The organism is Vibrio sp. Vb1729 (assembly GCF_033338655.1).
GTDB classification, from domain to species: domain Bacteria; phylum Pseudomonadota; class Gammaproteobacteria; order Enterobacterales; family Vibrionaceae; genus Vibrio; species Vibrio alginolyticus.
Map to the genome: position 1 here is coordinate 1 of NZ_JAWOTB010000029.1, position 26053 is coordinate 26053.

The following is a 26053-nucleotide window of genomic DNA, read 5'->3' on the forward strand; positions in this document are numbered from 1 at the left end:
CTAGCGGTGCCGATGAGGTTTCTTCGGAAAGGTTTTTATCGTTATTTTTTTGGTCGTTATTTTTACTTGTCATGCCTATATCCTGTGTAGCTAGGGCTGGAGAGCCGCCAGTAATTCTTGGTTAGATGCGCTTCCCGTGCATCTCACGCGAGTGAACCCCCTTTGAATTGCGATGTCAGCGATACGCTGACTGGGGATATACAACTCTTGTTGATTAAGCCAAGTCAATTGCTCCGACGTCAATTGGCTGCACAAATAATCCAGTTGTTCACCACTGGTGACAATAATCTGGTTAATTTGTAGGTTTTTCCATAGTGAGATACAGCTTACTGGATCGAATGGGATGAATTCTCTCTTGTAAGTCTCACTATAGTGAACTTTTGCGCCACGCCTCACCAATGCATCTTTGATCAGCTCTCTTCCGCCGTTACCACGAAGGATAAGAACTTGTTGTTGTGCCACATTGTTGAGCTCTGGCAGTCGCAATAAGTGTTCACTATCACTGACTTGGGGATAGTGTACTTTCTGTTGGGTACATTTGCTTAAATAGTGTGCTGTTTTTTGACCAACGGCAAGGTAAATAGCTTGTTTCGGCCATGACATCCCGTTGCTGGCTAAGATTTGCTGTGCACATTGCACTGCATGTCGACTAACAGCGATAACAATTTGAGCTTGATGTAGATGTTTAGAGAGGTGCGTGTTCGTGAGATCGGCGACAATGTCGATCAGAGGATGGTGATATGCGGAAATGCCGTGCCTTTCGAGCAGAGAGCAAAGCGCGCTGCCTTGCTCTCCCGGCCGAGTGACCAACACTGCCATGGTTATTCGTGATCTGCGTACAGCTTAGTTAGGATTTCACGAGCGCCGTTATCTAGCAGCTCATTGGCTAGCTGCACTCCTAATGCTTCGCCGTCTTTACGATGGCCACGAATTTCACCACGCACAATTTCGCTGCCATCTGGTTCGCCAACTAATGCGCGTAGCCAAATGTTGTCGCCGTCTAGCAGGGCATAGCTGCCGATAGGTACCTGACAGCCGCCTTCTAGCGTAAGGTTCATTGCGCGCTCACACAAAACGCGGTCTACGGTGTCTTGGTGGTTAAGTGGCTCAAGCAGCTTAAGCAGTCTTTCATCGTCAAGGCGGCACTCAATACCGACAGCACCTTGCCCTACCGCTGGTAGTGATTGCTCTGGTTCGATAAAGCTACGAATGCGCTCTTCAAGCTTCAATCGTTTGAGGCCAGCCGCAGCAAGAATGATTGCATCATACTCACCCGCATCTAACTTACCAAGGCGAGTGCCCACATTACCGCGAAGCTCTTTGATGATGATGTCCGGACGATATTCTTTCAGTTGGCATTGACGGCGCAAACTGCAAGTACCAACCACGGCACCTTGAGGGAGCTCATCAATGTGGCTATAGGTATTAGAGACGAAGGCATCACGAGGATCTTCACGCTCACAAATGGTCACGAGGCCAAGGCCTTCTGGGAAATCGACGGGTACGTCTTTCATTGAGTGAACGGCGAGGTCTGCACGTCCTTCTAGCATCGCGATTTCAAGCTCTTTTACGAACAAGCCTTTGCCGCCAACTTTTGCTAGTGGTGTATCTAAAATCACGTCACCTTTGGTCACCATGGTTACTAACTCGACTTCCAAGCCAGGGTGAGCGGCTTGAAGGGCGTCTTTAACAAAGTAAGCTTGCCATAAAGCAAGAGGGCTTTTTCGAGTTGCAATGCGAATCGGTGTGGATTGTGTCATGATCTTCTCAATGCTGTTTGGATTTGGGTTTATCCTACCATTGTCATCAAGAAATGCTTACTGTTAGTTCGTTATCTCTGAAGGCTATGAATGGAATTACATGACGTTATGAAAATAGTGTGACTGGATTCTCAATTAGACTAAGGACTATTATTAGTAATAGGTAATAAGAGCGACACTACCGCGCGATTAATTTTGTGACTAAAGTATGGTTTTGTATCCAGAGTGATACGCGGGCGTGAAGCTTTACCCGCACCAATAAAAGTGTTAAATTGATCACGTTTTTAAGCCATTTTGGTTTAAAACGTCAGCAGATTTTCGTGATTGTTCAACCAAGGAATTCCCCTTGCAGGCTTACACCCAAAAAATCATCCAGCGACTAGATAATTTGAATCAGCAGCGAGTTGATCGCGCGCTGGCGCTTATGGATTCGCAAAGCCAGCAAGTCTTCCATTTGATTCCTGCCTTGTTGAACTACAACCATCCTGTAATTCCTGGCTATTATGATGCCGATGTCCCGTTTGGTGTGCATGGGCTTGAACTAAATAGCATTCAGCAACAATTCATAGATGATATTCAACTTGCCATTGGTCAGCCGCTCAAGACGGTAGAAAAGCCCGCTATATTGGGTTTGTACACCATGGGCAGTACCTCCTCGATTGGTCAAAGTACTTCCAGTGATTTGGATATTTGGGTGTGTATTTCACCAGAGATGGATTGTGACGAACGCGAGTTATTGACCAATAAATGCCTACTCATCACGGATTGGGCACAAAGCAAAGGCGTGGAAGCGAACTTTTTCTTAATGGATAAAGAGCGCTTTAGAAGCAATCATTCTGAGGAGATGACAGGTGATAACTGTGGTTCATCTCAGCACTTACTTTTGCTAGATGAATTCTATCGTAGTGCGGTGCGTATTGCCGGACAGCGTTTGTTATGGCAAATCGTGCCGCCAGAAATGGAAGAGTGTTACGACGAGTACGTTTCTCAACTGTGCAGTGATGGTTACATCGACTGTAGTGAATGGATCGACTTTGGTAAATTGAACTGCATTCCTGCTGAAGAATACTTCGGCTCGAACTTGTGGCAGTTATACAAAAGCATCGATTCTCCCTACAAATCGGTATTAAAAGCCATCTTGCTAGAAGCTTACTCGTGGGAATACCCGCATACTCAATTGTTAAGCATCGACACTAAACGTCGTTTCTTTGCCCATGAGCCTGATCTCTATGGCATGGATGCGTACTACTTAATGTTGGAAAAAGTAACCCGTTACTTAGAGCGAATTCAAGACGATACACGTTTGGATTTAGTGCGTCGCTGTTTCTATCTCAAAACCCATGAAAAACTATCTCGTGAGCCGAATGTTGGCTCAGTAGCTTGGCGTCGTGAAGCGCTGAGCGATATGATTGCAAAATGGAATTGGGACGCCAGTGTCGTTGCAGAGCTCGATGACCGCCGTAATTGGAAGGTTGAACAAGTAAAGGTGGTACATCATGCATTGCTGGATGCGTTGATGCAAAGCTACCGTAACTTGATTCAATTTGCGCGTCGTAACGACATCACTTCTGCTATCAGTCCGCAAGACATCAGTATTTTGGCCCGTAAACTTTACGCGGCTTTTGAAGTATTGCCGGGCAAAGTAACGTTACTAAACCCACAGATTTCACCTGATCTGCACGAGCCTGACTTGAGCTTTATCGAAGTGAAAAAAGGGGGAGTGAACAAGTCTGGTTGGTACCTCTATAAACAACCACTTATTGCGCACCGCATTTTGGGGCAACCATATCTAGAGCATCATGAATACTTGAGTAAGTTGGTTGCTTGGGCATTCTTCAATGGCTTGATCACTGAATCGACTCGTTTACATGCCGTGGTACGTGAAGCGCAGCTAGATATTGATAAGTTTTACCAAATGGTGAGTGACTTACGAAATACTTTTGCGTTGCGTAAGCGTCGTCCATCTATGCAGGCGCTAGCGAGTCCTTGTGAAATAAGCCAGCTTGCGATGTTCATCAACTTTGAAAATGATCCGACGTCTGAACTTTCTGGTCGTTCGTTGAAAGTGGATGTTAAGAACACCGATATTTTTAGCTTTGGTCCAGAACATAAAAATTTAGTCGGCAGTGTTGACCTTGTTTACCGTAATTCTTGGCATGAAGTGCGTACGCTGCATTTCAAAGGGGAAACGGCGATGCTGGATGCACTGAAAACCATTTTGGGCAAAATGCACCAAGATGCGTTGCCACCAGAATCAGTGGATGTGTTCTGCTATGCGAAGAACATGCGTGGTGTGATGCGCAATATGGTTTACCAGCTTTTAGCTGAATGTATCGACTTACGCTTGAAACCAGTAGAGCAAGAGAAACGTCGCCGCTTTAAAGCGATGCGTCTTGGTAACCAGACTTATGGGTTGTTCTTTGAACGTCGTGGTGTGTCGGTGCAGAAGCTAGAAAATTCCATCGATTTCTACCGCAGCATTTCCACTAACAAACTCAAAGGCTCGCCGCTGTTAATGCTCGATCGTGAGCAAGAATATCAAATGCCTGAAGCGGTGGATGGGTTTGCCAGTGAAGGTCTAGTGCAGTTCTTCTTTGAAGATAACGAAGATGGCTTCAATATTTATGTGTTGGATGAGTCAAATCAAGTGGAAGTGTACCACCAATTTAGTGGCTCCAAAGATGAAATGATTTCGTCTGTAAACAGTTTCTACACGTCGGTAAAAGACGATAGTCGCGTCGCGTCGAAGTTTATTAACTTTAACCTGCCTCAGTACTATCAAATTATTCACCCTGAAGAGGGGAATGCGTATATCATTCCTTACCGTAATGACGGTTGTTCACCGAGTCGCCCGACCAAAACTGTGAACGCGTAATTAAACCCGTATCAATAAACAAAAAGAGCACTTCGGTGCTCTTTTTGTTTTGGTGACGATTGACCAGAATTATGCCCAATCAATGGCTTCGCCCGCGTGCTTTTCACATTCTTGCTTCACCATTTCAAATAGCTCCATACCCGTTTTTGAGCAGGTCCATTTACCTTCAATAAGTTTGAAGTGGAAACCACCAGATTTGGACGCTAGCCAGATCTCATGCATCGGCTCTTGGCGATTAATGATGATTTGGCTGCGGTCTTCAAATTCCAATGTCATTACGTTGCCAGTGACTTCGTAATCAATGTCTGCGCCTGAATCATCGATGGATTCTTCGATGATTTGCATCTGCGCATCCACCAGTTGATGAAATTCAGTATCGTTCATCCGTCTATCCTATTGCTTTTCCTGAGTGTGGTGCGATTATAGGGGGCATTGATTCAATAATCACGATATGCGAAATGAAAAAATTAGTTACTGTGTTGTTTGTGATGGTTGCCGCGACCTTAGCGGGGTGTGGTCAGTCTGGCTCACTATACATTCCAGATGACACTCAACAGAATGAGCAATCACAATAAATAACCGCACCTTAGGGTGAAATTAGGGTTCAGCAGTCGAATAAAATAAGGGAAGCGAATTTTGGATTACTTCAACTATCAGGATGATGGCCAGCTTTGGGCCGAAGACGTCCCACTTCAAGCTCTTGCAGAGCAATATGGCACTCCTCTTTACGTATATTCTCGAGCCACGCTAGAGCGCCATTGGAAGGCGTTTGATAGTGCTGTGGGTCAGCATCCTCACCTGGTTTGCTACGCGGTGAAAGCCAACTCAAACTTAGGCGTATTGAACACGCTAGCGCGTTTGGGATCGGGTTTTGACATCGTGTCGGGTGGTGAACTTGAGCGTGTGATTGCCGCAGGCGGTGATCCGAAAAAAGTCGTTTTCTCTGGTGTTGGTAAAACACCGGCAGAGATGAAGCGCGCTCTTGAGCTAGGTATCAAATGTTTCAACGTTGAATCTGAGCCAGAGCTAGAACGTTTGAACAAGGTTGCGGGTGAGCTTGGTGTGATTGCGCCAATTTCTCTGCGTATCAATCCAGATGTCGACGCGAAAACACACCCTTACATTTCGACTGGTCTTCGCGACAATAAATTCGGCATTGCGTTTGATCGTGCGCCAGATGTTTATAAATTCGCGCAAAGCCTGCCGAACTTGAATGTGCAAGGCATCGACTGCCACATTGGTTCTCAGCTGACCAATATAGACCCATTTATCGACGCGACAGACCGTTTATTGGCCCTGATTGATGATTTAAAAGCACAAGGCATTAACATTCGTCACCTTGATGTCGGCGGCGGTTTGGGTGTGGTCTATCGTGATGAATTACCACCTCAGCCTTCTGATTACGCCAAAGCGTTACTAGGCCGTCTTGAAAATCACCAAGACTTGGAGCTGATCTTTGAGCCAGGCCGTGCAATTGCTGCGAACGCAGGTATATTGCTAACGCGTGTTGAGTTTTTAAAACATACTGAGCATAAAAACTTTGCGATTATCGACGCTGCAATGAACGACTTGATGCGTCCTGCGCTATACCAAGCATGGCAAGATATTGTGCCAGTTTCACCGCGAAAGGGTGAAGCTCAGACTTACGACTTGGTTGGTCCTATTTGTGAAACCGGCGACTTCTTGGGTAAAGATCGCGCACTCGTTTTGCAAGAAGGTGATCTACTCGCGGTTCGTTCAGCAGGTGCCTATGGTTTTGTGATGTCTTCGAACTACAATACTCGTACCCGAGCGGCAGAAGTGATGGTGGACGGTAAACAAAGCCACTTAGTTCGCCAGCGTGAGGAGCTGACCAGTTTGTGGCAGCTGGAACAGATTCTACCGGAGTAAGACACAACAAATGCATTTCCACTTTTCCAAAATGCACGGTTTGGGCAACGACTTCATGGTCGTCGACTGTATTACCCAGAACGTGTTTTTCTCGCAAGACCTGATCCGCCGCTTGGCGGATCGTCATACTGGCGTTGGTTTTGACCAATTGCTTGTGGTAGAGGCCCCTTACGACCCTGAAACCGACTTCCATTATCGGATTTTTAATGCCGATGGTAGTGAAGTTGAACAGTGTGGTAACGGTGCACGCTGTTTTGCCCGCTTTGTTCGCTTGAAGGGGCTGACCAATAAATACAGCATCAGCGTGAGCACCAAGAAAGGAAAGATGATTCTCAACATCGAAGATGATGGGGAAGTGACGGTCAACATGGGCGTGCCAGAGTTTGAACCGAACAAAATTCCTTTCAAAGCGAAGCAAAAAGAGAAAACTTACATCATGCGAGCAGGCGACAATACCTTGTTTTGTGGTGCTGTGAGCATGGGTAACCCGCACGTAGTGACCGTGGTCGACGATGTGGATACGGCAGAAGTGGAAACTCTCGGTCCGCTGCTTGAGTCGCATGAGCGTTTCCCAGAGCGCGTCAACGCTGGCTTTATGCAGGTGATGAGTCGTGACCATATTCGTCTTCGAGTTTACGAGCGAGGCGCAGGAGAGACACAAGCTTGTGGTAGTGGTGCATGCGCGGCAGTCGCGGTTGGGATTCTGCAGGGCTTGTTGGATGAAAACGTTAAGGTTTCTCTACCTGGTGGTGAATTGCGAATTGCATGGCAAGGTCCTGGTAAGCCGTTGTTTATGACCGGACCTACAACGCATGTATTTGATGGTCAATTGTCTTGCTAGTTGAAGAAAAAGGAAACGGTTTGTCTCAAGTAGAAGCAGATGCCTTAACGGCTGAAGTAGTGGCCGAGTACCTCAAAGATCATCCAGACTTTTTTGTGCAACGTCCGGAGCTTGTGGATCGTTTATCTTTCCCACACTCAGACTTAGGCGCGGTATCTTTGGTACACATCCAAATGAATCGCCAACGTCAGCGCATTGAAGAGTTAGAGGAAGAGATCACTACACTAATGTCGCTTGCGGCGAACAATGATCGCACCTTTTACGAATTTATGGATTTGCAGGGGCAGATTCTAAAGTGTGGTGACTTTAAACAAGTCATTCATTCTATCGAAGATAAAGCCAAAGCATTGGGCTTACGTGCGTTTGTTCGATTGTTTAGTCAATGCGACGCATCGATTCAATTGAGTAAGGAAAGTTATCAACGCTTTGCGACCACTCACTTAAATGGCAAAGATGCGTACTTAGGACGTCTTCGCAAAGTGGATCGTGAAGCTTTGTTTGGCAACATGGAAGTGCCGGAAATGGGTTCCTATGTGGTACTGCCGCTCGTGAAACAGCAAACACTGGGCGTGCTTGCTTTTTCTAGTGAAGATGGCGGCCATTTTCAGCCAGATATGGATACCTTGTTTTTGCGTCACCTATCATTAGTAGTGGCACATCTCGCTCAAACACTGGTATGGCAAAGTTACGATGACGACAACTCCCAACACTCCTCTGCCAAATAGTCTGCAAAAGCCTCTTGAGTGCTTCTATGAATTCTTACGAAGCGAAAAGGGGCTTAGCCTACATACTCAGCGCAATTACAAACAGCAGCTAGAAACTATGGCGCAGCACTTAGCTGAAATGGGGCTCAAAGATTGGTCTCAAGTGGATGCTGGTTGGGTGCGCCAATTAGCAGGTAAGGGCATGCGAGAAGGCATGAAAGCCAGCAGTTTGGCAACGCGCCTCTCATCGCTGCGTAGCTTTTTCGATTTCCTTATTCTGCGTGGCGAGATGTCGGCTAACCCAGCCAAAGGGGTTTCAGCACCTCGCAAAAAACGCCCGTTGCCCAAAAACCTCGATGTTGACGAAGTGAGCCAATTACTTGAAGTCAACGAGGACGACCCGCTGGCTGTGCGCGATCGCGCCATGATGGAGCTGATGTACGGCGCCGGTTTACGTTTGGCTGAGTTGGTGGGTGTGGATGTACGTGACGTACAACTGCGTAGTGGTGAGCTTCGTGTTATTGGTAAAGGCGATAAAGAACGTAAAGTGCCGTTCTCTGGGATGGCAACCGAGTGGGTTGGGAAGTGGTTACGCGTTCGTGGTGATTTAGCCGCTCCAGGTGAGCCCGCCTTGTTTGTATCTAAGCTCGGAACGCGTATTTCGCATCGTAGCGTGCAAAAGCGCATGGCTGAATGGGGGCAGAAACAGTCTGTCGCAAGCCATATTAGTCCGCATAAATTGCGTCACTCATTTGCGACACATATGCTCGAATCAAGCAATAACTTACGTGCGGTGCAGGAGCTTTTAGGGCACGAGAACATTTCGACGACCCAAATCTACACGCACTTGGATTTCCAACATTTGGCGCAAGCCTACGACCAAGCCCACCCACGCGCACGCAAAAAGAACGGGGAGTGAGCCGAAGTATGAAATTTTATCGCCGTATCGAGCCTATTAAGGCAATGACCTTTGACCTAGATGATACCCTCTATGACAACTATCCTGTGATCGTTCGCATGGAGCGTGAGTTGCTATCTTGGCTCAAGCACCATCATCCAGCGGTTGCTCATATGAACAAAGCGGATTGGTTTGCTCTCAAGCAGCGTGTTGTGCAGCAACAACCCGAGCTGAAGAGCGATGTCACTTTATGGCGTTTAGTGCAACTTCAGCAAGCCTTCTCCCAAGTAGGCTACGACGAAGACGCAGCACATGCCGCCGCGAAAGCCGCAGTAGACGTTGCGTTGGACTGGCGTAGCCGTTTTGAAGTGCCGCAGCAAAGCCTCGATGTACTGGAGGAACTCGCGCAGCACATCCCGTTGGTGGCAATCACCAACGGTAATGTGGATTTAGACCGCATCGGTCTTACGCCTTATTTCCAACAGGTACTTAAAGCAGGGCCAGATGGATTGGCGAAACCCGCAACCGATATGTTTACTAAAGCGAAGCGATTCTTGGATATTCCTGCGGAGAATATTCTGCATGTCGGTGATCATCTAACCACGGATGTGCATGGTGCAAAGTTGGCTGGTTTTGCAGCCTGTTGGTTTAATGATATGAATAAAAATGTCATTAACCATTCAAAAACACGTACTTTACCTGATATTGAAATCAATAGTTTGCAGCCGTTACTCACACTTTTTTAATTGCTTTCGCATTAATCCATTCTAATCTCATTTTGTGTCTAGAAAAGCAGCGCAAAGCCACGTAAATTATTCTCTATTAAATAAAAATAGTAACGCCACACGTCGTGGTGAAGATAGTGTTACGGCAGTGGTAGGTCCATGCGAGCTTTTTCAAAACTGGTTCACGATGTCAGTCAACTGAATGACTTTTTAGTCACTTTTCCGACTTCTTCAGATAAACAATATTTAGTACAAATATTGTCGACGCAATCGCGCGAAATTACGACCACACTTGCAGACGCCGTTTTGTCGTCGCTGCCGAATGCTCATGTTATGGGGCATAGTACGCGTAATGTGATTCTGGAAGGGGAGATATTTACCTCTGGTTGCCTAGTGAGTGTGATTGAATTTGAGCAAACCACGCTGACTTCTGCGGTACAAACATACTCTTACTCCCCTGACATTGATGGCGGGGAACTCAAGCGCTCTCTTCTAATGCAGCATAATTCACAGGTGATCCTCAGCTTTGCTGTGCAAATTGAACGACGTGACTATCCCTTGTTTCAAACCTTCGCCAGTGAAGAAGTAGTGATTTCTGGAGGGTTGGCGCAGAGTATTGACGATGGCTGCTGGGTGCTATATCAAAACCGAGTTTACGATAACGCTGTGGTTGCCGTAGCTTTGCACAGTGATACTTTGAAGCTATGGACTGATGCGTATTCGGAATGGAACCCGATTGGCATGCCACACAAAGTCACTCATGCAAAAGGAACGCGCTTGTATTGTTTAGGTGAGAAGAAAGCGCTGGACGTATACAAGCGTTACTTGGCGGATGGCCATGACGTGACGCTGAGTCAACTGCTCAGCTTTCCTTTGTATCGAGAAAGCTTAGGGCGAAAGGAAGTTTGTACGGTAACGGAGCTACACGCTGATGGCAGTATGAGCTTCGACAGGCCCTGGTGTCTTGGTGACGAAGTGCAATTTTGCTATAACCATCCCTCGTTAACGCTCGAGCAAGTGCGGCATGGTGTGGTTGAGTTAGCCATGCACCAACCTGAAGTCGTTATGATTTTTAACTGCGCGTCACGGTTAGACTTTATTGACAGCAGCGACGAAGTCCAAGCCTTCAAAGATATTGCGACGACGTTTGGTAGTTACTGTATGGGGGAACTGCATGGTGGTATTGGTCAGCCCGAAATTCTTCATCACAGCCTGACGTATTTAGCGATGCGAGAGGGAGACGAAGTGCAAACATTGAACTTGCCTAAGTCGCCCGTTAGCTCCTCTATTTCACCGTTGTTTAGCTTGATTCGAAATGCGATCGGCGATCTCAACCATATGAACGCGCATATGGGATATCAACTCGATCGCCAAACGCGCAAGTTACAAGAAAGCTATCGACGCGACAGTCGTACAGGGTTACAAAACCGGGTCGCATTGCAAGAGCGGCTGAGTAACATCGATTTGGATGAGCATTTGTTGACTCTAAAGCTACTTAACTTTAGTCATATCAACGAAAAATACGGCTACCGAGTGGGAGATCAATTACTCAAAGATCTCTCAATGCACTTTACGAATCGACTACGAAAGCGTTTCGGCATGCCAACGGCTTTGCAGCTTTATAGTATTGGGGTTGGTGAATGGGCGTTCATATTTAAAGCTGATCAAAGCAGCGAGACCATCAAACAGCACTTTACGCGTTTTGCTGACGCGGTAGAACAAACTAATTTTGAGCCAATTGGCCTACGTGAAATAGATTATCTTTCTATCTCGCTATGCGGCGGCTTAGTGAGTCGCCGAGATTTTCCATCCGCTTCAGTGGATGAGCTCTTACTCAAAGGCATCGAAGCGAGACGCTCCGGTGTACGCAGTAATACTCATATCTGTAATGCGAAAGATATTGAAGTCAGTGAGGATGTGCGTAAAGAGCAACTTGGATGGCTAAGTTGCGTCAGTAGAGCCATTCTCAAACAGAACATCATCACTTATAGCCAACCCATTGTGCATGCTGGTAGCCACAAATTGGCAAGCCAAGAATGTTTGGTTCGTATTCTGGAAGCCGATGGAACGGTGATTGCGCCAGGGCGTTTTCTGCCAATTATCTCTGATACGCATCTTTACACTCGACTAAGTCGGCACATGATTCATTCTACGTTGCATTATATGCGAGATAAGCAAGGTGACTTTTCTATAAACTTATCGCCGCAAGATTTGCTCAGTGATAAAACTTTAATGCTTTTAGAGCATGAAATTAGCCAGCTAAATGACCCAAGGCGAATTGGTTTAGAAGTGCTGGAATCTGAGCAGATCAAAGACTACGGCCGAATGATAGAAGTGTGCAGTCATTTTAGAAGCTTAGGGGCGCGTATCATTGTTGATGACTTTGGGTCCGGCTATTCGAATATCGATGAAATCCTGAAGTTGGAGCCAGAAGTCATAAAGCTCGATGGCAGCTTGATTCGTGATATTGATAAAGACTTAAAACAGCGCAAGATCGCTTCCCAGTTGGTGCGTTTGTGCCAGGTGTTTAACGCGGAGACGGTGGCGGAGTTTGTCCACAATCAGGAGGTGTGTACCATTGCACAAGACATGGGGGTGGATTATTTGCAGGGTTACTATCTTGGCGAGCCGACTCGACTGTTTTAATGATGTTTCACGTGAAACTTCTTGTCGTAAAAAACGCAGCGTAGGCTGCGTTTTTTGTTTGGTTCTTCTACTGAGCTTAATGGTTAACGCTTAAGAGCGTGTCCACTCTTTTCAGCTTGGAACAGAGCGAGGTAATGGGCAAAAAAGCGCTGCATTTGTTGTTGGTTGTTTTGTTCTCCAAGTTGCCCGAGCAAATGTGCAGCGACTTCAAACGTACACAAATTACCTTGTTGTTGGTTGCGTCGCAGCTGATATTGTGAGTCCGCCGACGCAGACAATCCCATAGTAGGGATACCTTCTAACCAACGGCTCTTATTGATCATCTTGCGCGCCTCTTGCCAGGTGGCATCTAAAATAATAAACAGCGGAGTTTTGGTTTGTTGCTGGCTTTGGAGTACCACATGTTCGAGTGTGATACTTTCTTCACAGGGGAAGAGCAACACCGGATACCGCGATGGATCAGCTAATAGAGTGAGCAATTCTGCTGGTGGCTGTTTACGATCCCAGATTACTCGCTCAATGCTGAGTTGGCACTGCTCTAGTAGCTGGCCGGTATTAGTATCACGCTTCAGTTCATTCGGATGCATTAACAGCAGGATGTTGTGCTCACTGTTAAGTTTCGGCATTAGCGAGCACATACAATTGAATTGAAAACCGCAGGTTGGACACGGTTGAGACATTAAAGACGAACTCCTTCTCGCACCGGGCTTATCCCATCAGAGAACAGACGCACGCCACTGACTTGGTTCGGCGTTGCCGTTGGCGCCATGCTTGGGTTGAGTGGGTAGCTAACCCCAGTGTATTGCATCACGTGTTGAGCCGCTTTAGCTCCGCCACCGCTGACATTAAAAATCAGATCTCGCCAACCATGAGAGGTTTGTTGGCCGAGCATAATCGGGCTTTGCACTAGTGTAATGCGGCTATTAAATCGCCATTCCTTTTCGTGATGTTCAAATATCAGCAATGTACAGCCTCCGGAACCACACCAATCCAACTGTACCAATAGCTCTTCGTTACCATCGCTGTTGAGGTCGTAAGTTAGCCAACGGTATTGGTTATTGTTGGGGTTGGTTTGATGGATAAAGAAGTAGTTGCGCACCGCGGCATCTACTTTTGAATCAAACTCTGCACTAGAAGGGACGTCAGCACTACCGATGGGGTTGTTGGTGCGTTTTTCGGCTGGTTGTATGATGCCTTCATCACGAACGGTGGCAGGATAAAGGACTAAACCACCATCGGCGATTGGGTATACCAAGTTACCGACTTTTTCTTTGGTCGCTTTGAGCTGATTGCCTTCTCGAGTAAACAGTCGCTCTGACATTAGCCTTTGCTGTTGATGATGCGTCATGACAACTTGAACCTGAGACGGACTTAACTGTTGCCAGTAACCACGCTCGATTAATGGTGCTTGTCCATTGGCGTAACGGTATTTTGTTGTGGCGCTATGGTCTGGGTTTAAGGTCATTTGTACTTCAAAACCTTGTGATTGAGTTGAGGTCGCGACATAGGTATTAGCCCAGCCAAGCGTTGCATCGACGTTTGCAGCCATACCACAACCTTGATACGTCTCACCATCATGTTTTAGTGTTGCTTTCCAGCCATACAAAGAATCGCTCATTGTGTCTGAGCAGAGGTTTTCTGTTAAGCGAAGCTCACCATCTTGTAGTTGATAAGTGCGCTGGCGAGGTTGAAGCTGACTGCTTTTAATCGCTAATTTTGTGGTTTGTTTGCCGATTTGCTGGAATGTTAGTCCATTAGCCTCAAAGCTTGCCGACCAAGAAGGCTCACTACCAAACACGCGAGTTGGTTTGTTTGGTTGCTGACAACGGTTTGGATTTTCCGTTGTGAGGAAGTTCACTTGTTCCACGACAAAGTTAGCATCGAAATCAGCAGAAAACCCATCGATGCCCGGTGGGTTGAGGTGGCCGATAACCTCGCCATACATAGTCTGGTAAGGCTCGTTATTTAACTGAATTGCTTGTTGCATTTGCTGTGGTGATAGTTGCAACCAATATTGCTTGTCGCTGCCACAAGGCATGATGTATTGGCTCTCGTGACCGACGATCACTTTTCCGCGCAGCATAAAAGTTTGAGGTTGAATGGTTTCAGGCTTATCTAAGGTTGCTGGTGGAGAGGTTGGGTCAGCGGCACCAGATTGTGGCGACTGTGAACTACATGCTTGCAGAACCAGCAGGGTGGCAAGCGCCACTGGGTTTTTCAAAGCCTTCATGTTATATCTTCCTCATTATTGTTACTCAATCGGCATCGGATGGCATTATGGCATATTGGTTATTTAAAACTGAACCAGATACCTTTTCTATTGACACGCTTCGAACCCAAAAGGTTTCATGTTGGGAGGGAGTTCGTAATTATCAGGCGCGCAATATGATGCGTGACCAAGTGAAGGTGGGCGATTTAGTCCTGATTTACCACTCTTCTTGTAAACATGTTGGCGTGGCAGGTATTGCTAAAGTTGTGAGAGAAGCCTATCCCGATCATTTCCAATTCGATCCCGAAAGCGATTATTACGATCCAAAGTCAGACCCAGACAACCCGCGTTGGATTATGGTGGATGTCGAGTTTGTACGTAAAACGGCGCGAGTGATTCCGTTGTCGGTGATGAAAGCGATGCCAGAACTTGAGAACATGCCGTTGGTGAAACGTGGAAATCGCTTGTCGATTATGCCCGTGACAGAAGAAGAATGGGACGCGATTCTTGGCAAAGAGAAGCTGCCAAGTCAGCGATAAAAGAAAAGGGCTGCGAATGTGCAGCCCTTCATAATTTGGAGTATTGAAGCTTACAGCAAGTGTTCTTGTAGGTAGTGTGCAACCGCATCTTCCGCATTGCTGCCAATCACTTCATTATTTGGTAGAGCTTTCATCACTTTTTCGTGTGATGTACCCATAACTAGCCCTTTACCTGCCATCGACAGCATTTCTACGTCATTCATGCCATCACCAAATGCTACGCAGTTTTCTAACGTGAGGTCGAGTTTTTTCGCTACCGCTTCAAGAGCATGGCCTTTAGACACGCCAGCGCTCATTACTTCCAAACACCAAGGCGTTGAAAATGCGATGTTCAGCTTATCACCAAACTGCTCACGTAGTTTGTTTTCAAATACGACCAAACGTTCGTGGTCTTCTCCTGGATGCGTGAAGAAAACTTTCGCAATACCGTCAGTTGGGGCGTGGTCTTCATCAAATAAGACGTAAGTGAATTCATCGTGGAAGTCACGTAACGTTTCATCATCCTTGTTCATCAACCAGCTATCATTTTGATACATGTGAATAAGTATTTCTTGATCATGTTTGATCGTGTCGATCACGCCTTGTACCAGTTCCGCAGGGACATTCTCGCTGTACATTAGCTGATCTTCCTGGTCATGCACTCGGGCACCATTCGACGTGATCATATAAGCTGGAATGCCAACTTGGCGACGGATGCTCGCAACGTCTACGTGGTGACGGCCGGTTGCAAAGACAAAGGTATAACCCTTTTCATGCAGCGCTTTTAGCGTCTCTTTTGAGTAAGCACTGAGCTGATGGTTTGGTGCGAGTAACGTGCCATCCAGATCAGAGGCAACGATTTTGGTGATCTCTTTGCAAGGTAGCGATGTGCTCATGAAGTCCTCGTAAACGGTTTGGATAGTGTGGAACAGGTGAATTGCAAACGGAGTACAGCAGACTGACTAGATCGTACTGCTCCGAATGCGGGGGAACTTGGGCCCGTAGCACTATGCGGTTAAACACTGTGTCAAAGTAGCCAAGTTCAAGCAGTGTACGCCAAAATGAGGATGAAAAAGAGGGTAAATCGATGTGTAGACATTTCCTCTTTAATCTTAGTCGTGAAATGGTCGCCTAGAGTTCTTATTGTGCTTGTTCGTTTGATGGCGATTTAGGGTCATTCATAAAGCGGAAAATCGCATCGAGCGCTTGATTACGATACTTGTCGGTCTCGAATAAGATTTCATGCTGTGCGCCTTCGATGGAAAGCAGCTCCGCGTGCGGGTTGGTTTTCCGCAATTTATCAATAAAACGCTTTTGCGCGAGGTTGCTAACAATCCGATCGTTTCCGGCTTGGATTAGGATTACTGGTATTTTGACTTGGCGAGTTAATAAAAAGCACTGCTTAGCGGCCATGAGCCCTTGCCAAACCCAGCGAGTGCTTGGCCCACCGACTTGCAGTTCCGGTTTTTCCGTATATAGGTTTCGGAACCATTGGTAGCGGCCGTAACTTTGGCTAAGTGGGTTATCTTCAAAGGGCTTAGGGAAGTAGGCCTGATGTCCTGGTGCATAGCGTGGCAAAGTCGATACCGCTGACATAATTTGTGTGACCGGAATCGCTATTGGTGATAGGTACCATGGCAGGTTAATGCCAAACATGGGCGCACTTAGAATCAAACCAGTAAAAGGGTGTTCTGGGTGAGTTTGCAGGTAACGTGTGGCGATCGCGCCGCCCATAGAGTGCGCGATGATGAAGCATTGTTGATATTCGCTAAGGTCGTGTTTTTTTACGACGATGTCCATATCATCAATATAATCAGTAAAGTCATAGACGTGACCCATATCTGAGTCAGATAATAAACGATCTGATAAACCTTGTCCGCGGTGGTCAAAGGAATAGACATCGAAACCTTGGCGGTAGAGATCGTAAAACAGCTCTTGGTATTTCCAGGAAGACTCAATGCGTCCATTTACGATGAGCACGGCTTTTTTATGCTCTGGGTTGGTTAGCTTGCACCAGTAAATGTTCTTTTTCTCAGTCCCTTTAACAAAGCCCTCTTGGCGAGTTTGCCAAAGTGCTGCGATCGGACCACCAATTGCTTGCTCAAATAATGTCTCTTGAGTATAAGTCAAAGGTGAATGGTTAGTCGCCATTAGTTGATTACCTGAAGATACGTTGTTTACGCGATGTATCATCGAAGAATTAGTGAGGAAATGCAATGGATACCCATGTCTGGTTAGCTTATGTAGTAACAGCAATCGTTTTTAGTTTGGCTCCGGGCTCTGGCACGGTGAACTCAATCAGTAATGGTTTGAGTTACGGTACCCGTAAATCACTGGGTGCCATTATTGGCTTACAAATTGGTTTAGTTATCCACATCGCGCTGGTGGGGGCGGGTATTGGTGCGCTTGTCGCGCAGTCAGCAACCGCATTTTCTGTCATTAAATGGGTTGGTGCCGCTTATCTGGTTTGGTTGGGGATTCAGAAATGGCGCGATACATCAAGCTTAGTCGCAGCTGAAAACCACAACGAGATGTCAGGCACGGCGCTGTTGTACAAGGCAGTGTTGATTAACCTCACCAACCCTAAATCGATTGTTTTTCTGGTGGCGTTGTTCCCGCAGTTTATTGACCCGGCAAAAGACCAAATCACGCAACTGTTGGTGCTTGGCGTCACTACAGTCGTGATTGATGCGTGTGTAATGTTGGGTTACACGAGCTTGGCAGCACAAATGGGACGCTTTATTCGCTCCGATAAAATCATGGGAAAAATAAACAAAGTATTCGGTTCAATGTTCATGGGTTGTGGTGCATTATTAGCAGCTGCAAAGTCATAAGCCATTTATAGGTCCTTCTTTAGCATGAATACAACGTATGTCGCTCGCCAGCCGATCTTTAACCGAAAAAGACAGACGCTGGGTTATGAATTGTTGTTTCGAGACGGGGAGAGTAACGCATACCCTTCACATATTGATTCAAATCGAGCGACATACCGACTGATCGTCGAAAACTTCCTATCACTGGGTACTAACCCAGTGATTGCCTCTTCAAGATGCTTTATTAACTTTCCTCATCAAAGCTTGGTGCGACGTTTGCCGCGCAGTTTGCCGAAAAACAAAATTGTCATCGAAGTGTTGGAAACGTGCCAACCTACGGATGAGCTTCTTGATGCGATTCGTGAGTTTTATCGAGAAGGTTACTTGATCGCTTTGGATGACTTCACCCTAACACCAGAATGGCGTCGTTTTTTGCCATATGTGCATATTGTGAAGCTCGACATTATGGCGATGGGGCTCGAAAAGGCCTGTGAACTGGTCAAAACACACCTGGCCAAACGCGTCAAATACCACTTTTTAGCAGAACGTGTTGAAACCGCAGAAGAGTTTGAGCAAGCGAAAGCGGCTGGCTTTAAATTTTTCCAAGGTTATTTTTTTAGCAAGCCACTCGTCTCGCAGACTAAATACGTCAGTCCTGAGCAAGTGTTGGCATTGCAACTGTTTCGTGAAGTTTGTGCTCCTGAGCCTGACTTTACTCGTATCGAGTCCATCATTACGCAAGATGTCGCGTTGTCATATAAATTATTGCGTTTTGTAAATACGCAAGCGCCGAATTTGGCTGTCGAAATCAGCTCTTTTCGTCAGGCATTGATTTATCTTGGCCAGGATAACCTTAAGCAGTTTGTCTCTTTGGTTGTGGCATCGTATATCTCCAGTAACAAGCCTCGAGAGCTGTATCACCTTTCATTGCAACGAGCTCAATTTTGCCAATTGATGTCGCGCTATCAGCCATTCTCTCACCTCAACGAGCAAGGTTTCATGGTTGGTTTGCTGTCGATTCTAGATGCGCTGCTGGATCTTTCGGTGGAATCTTTAGTTAGGCAGTTACCGCTTAGTCATTCAGTACAACAAGCGCTATTACATCGCAAAGGGGTTTATGGTGCACTTATTTCCCTCGAAGAGTGCTACGAGCGTGCCGATTGGTCAGGGGTTGAAAAAATCACGATGCAATTGGGGTTGCCTTTAGAGGAAGTGAAGCTCTCCTTAGGTGAAGCGGCTCGCTGGAGTCAAAGCATCGCGACTGCATAATTTCTTGTCTTATCTTTTATCTCTTTGAATCTCTCTCTTTACAATCAAGCTGTTCGTTAGATGTGAAACTTTTATGACGATGGACGGTTTCCTCTTGACGATATATCTTAATTAAATAAACATATACGCATATCCATATATAGGTATGTTCATTATGCTTCCACATCAGTTTTTTAAGCTGTTATCCGATGAAACACGCGTACGTTGTTTAATGCTCGTGGCCCGTGAAGGTGAAACTTGCGTTGGTGATTTGGCGTTTGCTCTACAAGAGAGCCAGCCGAAAGTTTCTCGTCATCTTGCTCAGTTACGATCCAGTGGCATCTTGGTGGATAAACGCCAAGGACAATGGGTGTATTACGAGTTATCACAGCAATTACCAGGTTGGATGCGAAAGTTAATTGAAGACTTAGTGGCATCAAACTGTTTGAAGCAGGAATACCAAGACGACATCACACGCTTACACGATAAAAGTCGTGAGGCTTGCTGTTAACAGCGAATAGAGATTCAAGGTAGAAGATTAGAGGGTAAAACTATGACAATTAAAGTAGGAATTAATGGCTTTGGCCGAATTGGTCGCTTAGCGCTGCGAGCGGCATTTGATTGGCCAGAATTGGAGTTTGTGTTAATCAACGATGTCGCAGGTGACGCCGCTACGCTTGGTCACTTATTAGAATTCGATTCAGTGCAAGGTCGTTGGCATCATGGAGTTCAGGTCGAAGGCAGTGAGCTCGTCATCAACGGCAAGCGTGTCGCCACGACTCAACAACGCGATATCGATGCGGTGAACTGGTCTGATTGTGATGTTGTGATTGAAGCGACAGGCGTACATCGCAAAACATCATTCCTAAACAAATACCTAGAGCAAGGCGTGAAACGTGTCGTGGTAAGCGCACCTGTGAAAGAAGAAGGTATTGCGAACATTGTGGTGGGCGTGAACGACCATATTTTCGACCCTGAAAAACATCGTATCGTGACAGCAGCTTCGTGTACGACTAACTGTATCGCACCTGTGGTTAAAGTCATTCATGAGAAATTGGGTATCGAACAATCTTCTTTTACGACCATTCACGACCTGACGAATACGCAAACTATTTTGGATGCGCCACACAAAGATCTACGCCGTGCAAGAGCATGCGGCATGAGCCTTATCCCGACCACGACGGGTAGCGCGAAGGCGATTGTCGAAATTTTCCCAGAATTAAAAGACAAAATTAATGGTCATGCGGTTCGCGTACCTCTAGCAAACGCATCGTTAACAGACATCATTTTTGATGTGAAGCGTGATACCACAGCAGAAGAAGTGAATGCACTGTTAAAAGAAGCATCTGAAGGTGATTTGAAAGGCATCCTTGGCTTCGAAGAGCGTCCTTTAGTTTCTATCGATTATAAAGGCGACCAACGTTCAACCATCGTTGATGCGCAATCAACCATGGTTGTGGGTTCTCGTATGGTTAAGATTTACGCTTGGTACGATAACGAAATGGGTTATGCAACGCGCACAGCAGAGCTGGTTCGTAACGTTGGTTTGGCTTAAAAAGGGGGTCACAATGTCTCATCCTACATGGCAATTAGATTTGGACTCCGGTGCTTTAATCTTAACACCGTGCCCAGGAACGAAAGGTGTCGATTTGCATGCGTCGTTAGAACAGTTGAAAGAGCAGGGTGTTCAAGCGGTCGTTACTGCATTAGATGATAGTGAATTAGCTGCGAAGAATGTCTCTGCATTGGGTGAAGCCACTCAGCAACTGGGTATGAAATGGTTCCAGATCGAGATTGAAGACGACTGCGCACCAAATGAAGAATTTGCGACGAAGTGGCAACAAGCCAGTCCGGAACTGCACGCGATTCTTGCTCAAGGTGGCAAAGTTGCGATGCATTGTATGGGTGGTTCGGGGCGCACAGGTTTGTTCGCTGCTCACCTACTCCTAGAAAAGGAATGGCAGTTAGAAGATATCGTGCGAGAAGTGCAGGCATTGCGCCCTGGTGCATTTACAAAACCTGTGCAAGTTGAGTACATCGAACGCGTGGCTCAAGACGCTTGATCAGCTTAAATAGCTTTTGGTTCATCATGATCCAAAAGCTAAATTCGAGCTTCTTCAGGATACGACTGTTTACAAAAAATGCCACTAACATTAACTAATGTATTGTTTTTAAAGTGCATTTTTCTTTTTATTGATGTTGGGGCATTTTTTGAAAATCACAGCAACATTGTATTGGTCAATGTTGCTGTACAGGTTAGGAAGTATTTAGAACATGATGATCTAAATACTTCTATCGCTGTACATATGAGGTCAATATGATTTCTCAATTAAGCAAAAGTATTCGTCAGTACATGTTAGTGACGTTTAACTATTGGAACTTTACGGTGACCGATGGCGCACTGCGTATGCTGGTGGTGCTCTATTTTCATGACTTAGGTTATTCCACGTTAGCTATTGCCTCACTGTTCCTTTTTTATGAATTTTTTGGTGTGGTGACAAACCTAGTTGGTGGTTGGCTGGGCGCAAGGTTAGGCCTAAATAAAACCATGAACATTGGTTTAGCGATGCAAGTGTTTGCGTTGCTGATGCTCGCAGTACCAAATGCATGGCTGACCATTCCTTGGGTGATGGCAGCGCAAGCTCTGTCGGGGATTGCCAAAGACCTGAACAAAATGAGTGCTAAGAGCGCGATAAAAACGCTAGTACCAGACGAGCAGCAAGGTGCGCTCTACAAATGGGTAGCGATTTTAACTGGCTCGAAGAATGCACTCAAAGGAGCGGGCTTTTTTGTTGGCGGCTTGCTGCTGTCTTGGGTGGGTTTTCAAAACTCGATGTTTATTATGGCGGGTGTACTTACATTAGTGTTTGTTTTCAGCATGATCTGGCTAGAAGCGGACATGGGTAAAGCAAAGAGTAAACCTAAGTTTCGCCAAATATTCTCCAAGTCTGAATCGATAAACATTTTATCCGCAGCTCGCATGTTCTTGTTTGGTGCTCGTGATGTGTGGTTTGTCGTTGCTCTGCCTATTTATCTTGGTAGCGTGTTTGGCTGGGATCACTTGTGGGTTGGTAGCTTTCTCGCTACGTGGGTCATTGCTTATGGGTTTGTGCAAGGCTTTGCGCCGCGTATTACTGGCAAAGCGCAAGGTCGTGTGCCTGATGGTAGTGCAGCATTGGTGTGGGCAGGAGTCCTAGCGTTAATTACGGCTGGTATTGCTTATGGTGTGCAAATCGGTTGGCAGCCTGAATTGGTGATTGTGGTAGGTTTGATGATTTTTGGCGCTGTGTTTGCCATTAACTCTTCGCTGCACTCGTACTTGATAGTGAGCTACGCTAAAGGCGATGGCGTCTCGTTGGATGTCGGTTTTTATTACATGGCCAATGCGATGGGACGTTTGATTGGCACGGTATTATCGGGTTGGATCTACCAAGAGGCAGGCCTCGCAGCGTGCTTATGGGTTTCTTTTGCTTTCTTGGCACTGACGACGCTGATTTCAATTAAGTTGCCAAAAGCTGATGTTGCTACTGCGTAACTATCCCCAGTATCGCTATCTGTAGATGGTATAAATGGCTCCAAATCGGAGCCATTTTTGTTTCTTATGCGCCGTTTGCTGTAATCAGATTGTGTCGGTTTGGCATCGAGAGTGAATACTGATGCTTGGTTTTTGGTTCTCGTTAAGTGATTAGAGTGGTGATGAAATCCCCGTTGTAGGTCATTGTTGAGTTAAAAATAAGCAAAAACAGATTGTTAACCATTTCACTGCTTGAGATTTACCCTATGCTATAAACGATAAGCGACTCAAAGTAGGGAAAGGTATGAGAGAAAGGGTTCTGTTTTTTGATTTATTGCGCTGCTTCGCAGCGGTAGCAGTGATCGCCATTCACGTCTTGGCACCGTATCGAAATGAGTTAGGAGTGATTCCATTTGACCAATGGCTGACAGCGGTAGGCGTGAATAGCGTAACCCGTTGGGCAGTGCCAGTTTTTATTTTGATCACCGGAGCGCTAATGCTCAGTGACACTCGACCATTTGACGGTAAGTATTATATCAAAAGGCGTTTGGGCAAAGTTTTAGTTCCATTTCTTATTTGGTCGATGTTTTATGCATACCTTTCAGGTTGGACTTCTCAAGGCTTTGATTTTGAAACCGTAAAAGAGGTATTAAGCAATAGCCCATTCCACGCAACGTATTACCATCTCGGCTTTTTCTATTACTTTATACCACTGTATTTTGTGATTCCGCTGTTTCAATGGATGGTACGCAACGTGGATAACAACGTCTTGTATACCTATCTCGCATTTTGGCTTTTCACCAGCACTCTGTTCTTGTTCAAGATTGATGGCCCTTGGAGTAATCAGATGTGGCTTTATATGGGTTACCTTCCACTGGGGTATGTTTTATTTCAAAAGGTACCTTCGAATCGCTCTATGGTGACCTTATTTGTTGGGCTAGGACTCGTGGCGTTGGCAGTGACCTTTACGATGGTTGTGACAAATAGCTTAGAGGCGGAGAAGTATACGGTTGGGCGCTGGCTCTCTTATAAAACACTGAATGTGATTCTAGCGGCTTCGATGATTTTTATGATCGGGCGTTACTTTGGTGAAGGCTTATCACCAAAAGTACAAAAAGTGGTTAGTGTGATCAGTCAGCACAGCTTAGGGATTTACTTACTTCACCCTATTTTCTTATGGCCGATGAAAGAGTTCGGTTGGTACACAGGACATCCTGCGTGGGTGATTCCAGTCTGGATCGTTCTAAGTGGAGCTGGAGCCTTGGCGATGAGCTATCTCTTTTCTCGTTCTGCCAAGACTCGTTGGTTACTGCCTTAACGTTTGATAGCGAAGTGAAGGAACTTGTTGCCGCGATAGGTCAGTGTTCCCTTATCTCCAGGGTTGAGTGCATGGTAGTAATGCACTCCAATTTGGAATTCACGCTTTGGACCGATAGAACCACGTTGAACGTAAATCCAATACTCTTGATCGTCTTGACCTGGTGGTGCGTTTGGTATGTCTATCGCTTGTTTATCTAAAACCGTTACCTGCGCGCTTTGCTCTGGAGCGTCTTCGCCCACATAGTGCTTACTATAAAAACGGAAAAACACCCACGCGCCCAAGGCAATAAGGGCGAATAGGGCGACAATAAGTGAGATTGGCATATTAACCTCCAATGTTTTATCGGGTCCCATTCTACAGTACTCGCTGACGAAACGATGAGTTGAGGTAACTTATTCATAATCTAATGAAAGGGATATGGAGATTATTCGGCGCACTTCACGATTTATCTTAATGATGCACGATGAAATCGTCGCTTCATCTGCAAGCGAAGTCACTAAAGCTGAACGAAGCGGCTTTCACTTGTTAGGCTATATGCGCTCAAGGGCACAAATTGAAAGTAAAATTGCACTTAACGGCTCGAAAAAGCTCTAAATTTATAGAAGAATAAAAATAATGAACATAGGAAGGGTCTGGTAAGGAGGGTTACGATGTCAGATATTGAAAAAGTAGTCATGCGTACCCGAACGATCGAAAAACTTTTGCGTACTCAGTACCATGCAGAAGGGAAAGGGTTGCACCAACTTATTAATAGTTGTGAAGAACGTTTACCGCATGACGTGATAGCAAAGCTTCGATTCATCGCAACCGTGCGTAACAAAGTGGTGCACGAAGACGATTACAAGCTGGATGATCGTAAAGGCTTTATGGCGGCATGTGATGCTTGTGAAAAAGAGCTGACACCAAGAAGCTCTCGCTTTATTTGGCGTACAGCAATTTTGCTAATGACGTTGATTACGCTGGCCGCTCTTGGTTTCTACTATATGCACTGGGATATTTTGTCTAAGCACATTCAGTAGAGCTATACAGATAAATAAAAAAGGACGCATTTGCGTCCTTTTTTATTTTAAATCATTGGGTTAGTACATCATTGGCAGTGTCATTAAACCCACAACCACTGCAATCATAACCAGCCCTTGTTTTTGAGAAGATGAAATCATAACACTACCCCTTAATCTTTGATGAACTCGATGAATTTAATATAGCACTGTTTTTGGGGTTTGATCAACATATGCTCGTTAATCTTTTCAAAAACCACACTTAACTTGTCTGGTTTTACATGATTCTGACTAATGAAACTATGTTTTTTGTGCTGTGTTTAAAGTGTTCACATTGTTTTTTTTCTATCCTTTTTTGTTTTAAGTGTATGATTTTATAATGTTAAATGGTTTGTGATGTTGGCTTTGTAATTGTTTTTTGTTTCGAATGGTATGTTGGGTGTTTATTTTGTCTGTATTTCTCAAAAATTGAGAAAATTAAAAAATGTGCTATGAGGTTGCATCGTCAAATCGAAAGCATGGAGTGAGATTTTCTTACCTTATGAGAAAATATGGGCTTCAAAAGTGTTTAGTGATTTTATGGTTTATGAAGTCCGCACTTTTATCTGTTATTGAAATTATGGTTTTATTTATCATTGACTTACTTTTCTTGTCTGATGTTTTTTTTACTGAATTAAGGTCGGTTTTCTTAGTTTTTACCCCTAGTCATCAGTGGTTTCTCCTCTCTTAGAGCGCTACTAAGACTATTTTCTATTTTGTGTCTGTTATTTATTCTTGTTGCCTGCATTACATACATCCTGGTGGTTTAATCGTCAGTTTGTGAAATGGCGGCTTACCTGGAGCACTTATCTGTTTTTCAGTTAAATAGTTTTAGAAAGCGTTGGTTATTGTGTCGTGTGATTTGATGGGTTCGGCTGATGAGCAAAGCTTGGCCCCAATGTTTAGTGGCATCATTCAGGCTCATCGGCTTTATTATTACGTAGGCTGAGGGTTACAAAATGTTTCGAATCGCTAGCGAGATCCAACTTTCGTAGATTGTGTCTTTACATCAAAACTGGTCTACCTAGACTAGCGGCGAGTTTAAGTAAAAGGT

General features: G+C 45.5%; 25 protein-coding genes. 17 read left to right on the forward strand and 8 right to left on the reverse strand.

From position 1 onward, the window contains the following. Positions 1–90: 90 nt before the first annotated feature. Both R7E29_RS14180 and hemC read right to left on the reverse strand, forming a co-directional pair. The gene (locus R7E29_RS14180; protein ID WP_054577267.1) at positions 91–819 is read right to left on the reverse strand and encodes a uroporphyrinogen-III synthase; all 729 of its coding nucleotides are present in this window, start codon (positions 817–819) and stop codon (positions 91–93) included. A 2-nt stretch (positions 820–821) separates the two neighbouring features. Beyond that, a complete protein-coding gene (gene hemC / locus R7E29_RS14185) occupies positions 822–1760 on the reverse strand; it encodes a hydroxymethylbilane synthase (protein ID WP_005383388.1) in 939 nt (312 codons plus the stop codon). A gap of 346 nt (positions 1761–2106) precedes the next feature. Between hemC and R7E29_RS14190 the strand changes: the two genes are divergently transcribed. Next, complete coding sequence (locus tag R7E29_RS14190; protein WP_053350817.1) at positions 2107–4635, forward strand: class I adenylate cyclase; 2529 nt, start codon at positions 2107–2109, stop codon at positions 4633–4635. 69 nt (positions 4636–4704) lie between these two features. Here R7E29_RS14190 and cyaY read toward each other — a convergent pair whose 3' ends face one another. Then, positions 4705–5019 carry an iron donor protein CyaY gene (gene cyaY, locus R7E29_RS14195; RefSeq protein WP_005383391.1) on the reverse strand — a complete coding sequence of 105 codons (315 nt, stop codon included), beginning with the start codon at positions 5017–5019 and terminating at the stop codon, positions 4705–4707. A 74-nt stretch (positions 5020–5093) separates the two neighbouring features. On the opposite strand from cyaY, the gene lptM reads away from it, so the two are divergent. The 7 genes from lptM (at position 5094) to R7E29_RS14230 (ending at position 12339) form a co-directional block, all read left to right on the forward strand. Next, the gene (lptM, locus tag R7E29_RS23065; protein ID WP_005378746.1) at positions 5094–5210 is read left to right on the forward strand and encodes an LPS translocon maturation chaperone LptM; all 117 of its coding nucleotides are present in this window, start codon (positions 5094–5096) and stop codon (positions 5208–5210) included. A gap of 61 nt (positions 5211–5271) precedes the next feature. Further along, positions 5272–6525 (forward strand): diaminopimelate decarboxylase, encoded by a 1254-nt coding sequence (gene lysA / locus R7E29_RS14205; protein WP_005378745.1) that lies wholly within the window; start codon positions 5272–5274, stop codon positions 6523–6525. A gap of 10 nt (positions 6526–6535) precedes the next feature. Then, the gene (gene dapF / locus R7E29_RS14210; RefSeq protein ID WP_005378744.1) at positions 6536–7366 is read left to right on the forward strand and encodes a diaminopimelate epimerase; all 831 of its coding nucleotides are present in this window, start codon (positions 6536–6538) and stop codon (positions 7364–7366) included. Then, positions 7360–8091, forward strand: coding sequence for a DUF484 family protein (locus R7E29_RS14215; protein WP_017636089.1), 732 nt, complete (start codon positions 7360–7362; stop codon positions 8089–8091). The genes dapF and R7E29_RS14215 overlap by 7 nt, the downstream gene beginning before the upstream one ends. Next, positions 8057–8989, forward strand: coding sequence for a tyrosine recombinase XerC (gene xerC, locus R7E29_RS14220; RefSeq protein ID WP_017636088.1), 933 nt, complete (start codon positions 8057–8059; stop codon positions 8987–8989). The genes R7E29_RS14215 and xerC overlap by 35 nt, the downstream gene beginning before the upstream one ends. A gap of 8 nt (positions 8990–8997) precedes the next feature. Beyond that, positions 8998–9714, forward strand: a complete 717-nt coding sequence (gene yigB, locus R7E29_RS14225; RefSeq protein WP_005378741.1) for a 5-amino-6-(5-phospho-D-ribitylamino)uracil phosphatase YigB — start codon at positions 8998–9000, stop codon at positions 9712–9714. Positions 9715–9852: 138 nt separating this feature from the next. Continuing rightward, entirely contained in the window at positions 9853–12339 is a 2487-nt protein-coding gene (locus R7E29_RS14230; RefSeq protein WP_005383644.1) for an EAL domain-containing protein, read from the forward strand. Positions 12340–12422: 83 nt separating this feature from the next. Here the strand turns inward: R7E29_RS14230 and R7E29_RS14235 are convergent, their stop codons facing one another. Together R7E29_RS14235 and R7E29_RS14240 are read right to left on the reverse strand one after the other, a co-directional pair. Then, positions 12423–13019 (reverse strand): tRNA-uridine aminocarboxypropyltransferase, encoded by a 597-nt coding sequence (locus R7E29_RS14235; RefSeq protein ID WP_031780839.1) that lies wholly within the window; start codon positions 13017–13019, stop codon positions 12423–12425. Beyond that, entirely contained in the window at positions 13019–14569 is a 1551-nt protein-coding gene (locus tag R7E29_RS14240) for a COG3650 family protein (protein WP_213906794.1), read from the reverse strand. Before R7E29_RS14240 ends, R7E29_RS14235 begins: the two co-directional genes overlap by 1 nt. A 47-nt stretch (positions 14570–14616) precedes the next feature. Between R7E29_RS14240 and R7E29_RS14245 the strand changes: the two genes are divergently transcribed. Next, positions 14617–15087, forward strand: a complete 471-nt coding sequence (locus R7E29_RS14245) for an EVE domain-containing protein (protein ID WP_005378735.1) — start codon at positions 14617–14619, stop codon at positions 15085–15087. A gap of 50 nt (positions 15088–15137) precedes the next feature. Here R7E29_RS14245 and R7E29_RS14250 read toward each other — a convergent pair whose 3' ends face one another. Next, positions 15138–15962, reverse strand: coding sequence for a Cof-type HAD-IIB family hydrolase (locus R7E29_RS14250; RefSeq protein WP_017636084.1), 825 nt, complete (start codon positions 15960–15962; stop codon positions 15138–15140). 244 nt (positions 15963–16206) lie between these two features. Beyond that, a complete protein-coding gene (locus tag R7E29_RS14255) occupies positions 16207–17217 on the reverse strand; it encodes an alpha/beta fold hydrolase (RefSeq protein WP_005378733.1) in 1011 nt (336 codons plus the stop codon). Between the two features lie 65 nt (positions 17218–17282). Between R7E29_RS14255 and rhtB the strand changes: the two genes are divergently transcribed. The 7 genes from rhtB to R7E29_RS14290 all read left to right on the forward strand — a co-directional run bounded on the left by rhtB (position 17283) and on the right by R7E29_RS14290 (position 23959). After that, the gene (rhtB, locus tag R7E29_RS14260; protein ID WP_005378732.1) at positions 17283–17900 is read left to right on the forward strand and encodes a homoserine/homoserine lactone efflux protein; all 618 of its coding nucleotides are present in this window, start codon (positions 17283–17285) and stop codon (positions 17898–17900) included. Between the two features lie 24 nt (positions 17901–17924). Next, a complete protein-coding gene (locus tag R7E29_RS14265) occupies positions 17925–19148 on the forward strand; it encodes an EAL and HDOD domain-containing protein (RefSeq protein ID WP_005378731.1) in 1224 nt (407 codons plus the stop codon). 154 nt (positions 19149–19302) lie between these two features. Next, on the forward strand, positions 19303–19638 hold the full coding sequence (locus R7E29_RS14270) for a metalloregulator ArsR/SmtB family transcription factor (protein WP_005378730.1): 336 nt from the start codon (positions 19303–19305) through the stop codon (positions 19636–19638). A 42-nt stretch (positions 19639–19680) separates the two neighbouring features. Continuing rightward, positions 19681–20682: an ArsJ-associated glyceraldehyde-3-phosphate dehydrogenase gene (locus R7E29_RS14275; RefSeq protein WP_005383630.1), complete on the forward strand. Its 1002-nt coding sequence runs from the start codon at positions 19681–19683 to the stop codon at positions 20680–20682. Positions 20683–20695: 13 nt separating this feature from the next. Next, on the forward strand, positions 20696–21190 hold the full coding sequence (locus tag R7E29_RS14280) for a cyclin-dependent kinase inhibitor 3 family protein (RefSeq protein WP_005383629.1): 495 nt from the start codon (positions 20696–20698) through the stop codon (positions 21188–21190). 254 nt (positions 21191–21444) lie between these two features. Beyond that, complete coding sequence (arsJ, locus tag R7E29_RS14285) at positions 21445–22662, forward strand: organoarsenical effux MFS transporter ArsJ (protein ID WP_054577271.1); 1218 nt, start codon at positions 21445–21447, stop codon at positions 22660–22662. Between the two features lie 283 nt (positions 22663–22945). Next, positions 22946–23959, forward strand: a complete 1014-nt coding sequence (locus R7E29_RS14290; RefSeq protein WP_054577272.1) for an acyltransferase — start codon at positions 22946–22948, stop codon at positions 23957–23959. Here R7E29_RS14290 and R7E29_RS14295 read toward each other — a convergent pair. Further along, positions 23956–24285 carry a DUF2500 domain-containing protein gene (locus R7E29_RS14295; RefSeq protein ID WP_005389668.1) on the reverse strand — a complete coding sequence of 110 codons (330 nt, stop codon included), beginning with the start codon at positions 24283–24285 and terminating at the stop codon, positions 23956–23958. The genes R7E29_RS14290 and R7E29_RS14295 overlap by 4 nt on opposite strands. Positions 24286–24612: 327 nt before the next feature. Here R7E29_RS14295 and R7E29_RS14300 point away from each other — a divergent pair, with 327 nt between their 5' ends. Continuing rightward, a complete protein-coding gene (locus R7E29_RS14300; RefSeq protein ID WP_005378717.1) occupies positions 24613–24981 on the forward strand; it encodes a hypothetical protein in 369 nt (122 codons plus the stop codon). The last annotated feature ends 1072 nt before the right edge of the window (positions 24982–26053 follow it).